The organism is Streptomyces sp. NPDC007095 (assembly GCF_040634475.1).
GTDB lineage: Bacteria > Actinomycetota > Actinomycetes > Streptomycetales > Streptomycetaceae > Streptomyces.
Window position 1 is genome coordinate 1 of the sequence record NZ_JBEYFS010000478.1, and the last position, 2,381, is coordinate 2,381.

The window sequence follows — 2,381 nt, forward strand, 5'->3', positions numbered from 1 at the left end:
GAGGCCGCCGCCCGCGCCGCCCGCGCCCACGGCGGCACGGCCCACCAGCAGGGCGTCGGCTCGACCGAGGCCATCCTGACCGACCCCGACGGAGCGCACTTCACCGTCACCTCCAAGGGCGCCGGGTAGCTCGTCGGGCCCCGGCTGCCAGCGCGTCCCCCAGCGTCGTGCGCTCGTAGAGGACGTACTGTCCCTGCCGGTGCGACACCAGCAGTCCGGCCTCACGCAGCACCGAAAGGTGGGACGAGACGGACGAGGGAGCGAGACCGTGGCGGTTCGCCAGGGTCGTGGTCGAGGCGGGACCGTCGAGGCCGACGAGGACGGCGGCGCGGTGGGGTCCGAGCAGCCGGGCCAGCGCGGCCGGCGCCTCGGTGGGGGGCGGCCCCGGTCGGCGGGCCGCCTGTGCCCCGGGCCGGATAGATCACCGTCGGCTGCCAGGGCCGGGCGAAGCCGCTCACCGCGTCCGGCCGTACGAAGACACTGGGCATCAGCAGCACGCCCCGCCCGTCGGGCCCCTGCGCCTCCTTCAGGTCGGCGTACATGCGCAGGGTGAGGGTGTCGTCCGCCCACTCGATCTCCGGGTGCAGGTCGCCGAAGAGCGCTTCGAGGCCGCCGTCCGCCAACTGCCGTGAGCGGTAGGCGATATCGGCCTCCAGGAGAGCCTGGTGGCGGGGCCAGTCCGGCGCGAGCAGCGCGTGCCAGGCCCGCTCGGTGAGGTCGGCGAGGCGTCGCACGGTGCCCGCCGGGTCCGCCAACGCCGCCCGCCCGTACGGCGATGCGGCGGCGCCGGGCGTACAGGCGAGCGAACGCGCCAGCTCGGTACGGGCCATGGCGGGGTCGGTGGCGCGCATCAGGGCCAGCTCCTCGTCGAAGGAGGCGTTCGGCGTCCGCGGCGGCGGTCCCAGGAAGTCCGGGGTGTAACCGCCCTTGCGGGGGATGAACAGCCACAGCTCCGTCAGTTCCAGGCTCGCCACGATGTCGCGCACGCGGCGCAGCCAGTCCCGGTGAAAGGCGTGCCGGTCCGGACGCCGCAGCATGCGCAGTGCCTCGTGCGTCTGGCAGAGCGGGGACACCGCGAACCGACAGCGCGTCAGATCGTCGGTGCCGAGGTGCAGGGTCAGCGGCAAGACAGTCTCCGACGGGTCTTCAGCCGAGCCCACGGGGTCGGGATGAGCGATTCGGCTCCAGCCGAAAGAGTAGTGGGCCGCGCGAGGACCCCGCACGCTGGCCCGTGGCCGCGTCCGGCCGCCTGCCCCCTCCCATACCCCCTCAACACCCCCTCACAGAAAGGCTCGTGGATGGCGAGCGTACGTCTCACCGCCTGGCGCAGGGCCGCCGTCGTCGCCGCGCTCATGCTGGCCGCGTTCACCTTCAACACCACGGAGAATCTGCCCGTCGGGCTGCTGCCGCTCATCGCGGACGACCTGCGTGTGCCGCTCTCCTCCGTCGGGCTGCTGGTCACCGGGTACGGCCTGACCGTGGCCGTCGTCTCGCTGCCCGTCGCGCACCTGACCCGGTCGATCCCGCGCCGCCAGGTGCTGTCGGGCCTGCTGGGACTGCTCGTGGTGGCCAGCTGGATGTCGGCACTGGGCGGTGTCTCGTACGGCTTCCTGCTCGCGGCACGGATCGCGACCGCGCTGGCCCAGGCGCTGTTCTGGGCGGTGATGGGTCCGGTCGCCGTGGGATTGTTCCCGCCCGAGCGGCGCGGGCGGGTGATCGGCCTGCTGTCCGTCGGGGGCTCACTCGCCACGGTGCTCGGGGTTCCGGCGGGTACCTGGCTGGGCGGGCACAGCGGCTGGCGGGCGCCCTTCGTGGTGCTCGGCGCGCTCGGCCTCGTCGCGCTCGTCGCCGTCGCCGTCCTGCTGCCGACCTCGCGCCCGGACGAGGGGCACGCGGCGTACGGAGCGGCTCCCGACGTCCGCCGGTTCGCCGTGGTGCTGGCGGCCACCGCGCTGTCGGTCACCGGCGCCTTCGCGGGATTCACGTACGTCGTCGCCTTCCTCTACGAGGTGGGCGGTTTCTCCAAGGATTCGGTGAGCGCCGTGCTGCTGGCGTTCGGGGTGGCGGGCATCGCGGGCGTCTCGGCGGCCGGCCCGCTCCTCGACCGCTTCCCGCGCGCGACGCTCACGGTCCCGGTGGCGACCCAGGCGGTGGCGTTGCTCGGGCTGTACCTGGGCGACGGGCGCAGCCAGGTGGCGACCGTGGCCCTGCTGGCGCTCCTGGGCGCGTCGGTGGGCCCCGTCTTCATGGCCACGCAGAGTCAGGTCCTCCACGTCGCGCCCGGCCGCACGGAGCTCGCCCTGGCGGCGAACTCCGCCGCCTTCAACGCGGGCGTCGCGGCGGGCGCGCTGACCGGCGGCGCCCTGCTCCACGCCGCAGGG

1 protein-coding gene and 1 pseudogene are annotated in these 2,381 nt (G+C 74.5%); one reads left to right on the plus strand and one right to left on the minus strand.

Features of this window, described 5'->3' with window-relative positions; genetic code table 11:
• Nucleotides 1-106: 106 nt before the first annotated feature.
• A pseudogene (locus ABZ656_RS57500) lies at nt 107-1,127 on the minus strand (DUF5937 family protein).
• A 171-nt stretch (nt 1,128-1,298) separates the two neighbouring features.
• Between ABZ656_RS57500 and ABZ656_RS57505 the strand changes: the two are divergent.
• A partial coding sequence (locus ABZ656_RS57505; protein WP_360280667.1) for an MFS transporter occupies nt 1,299-2,381 on the plus strand: 1,083 nt, incomplete at its 3' end.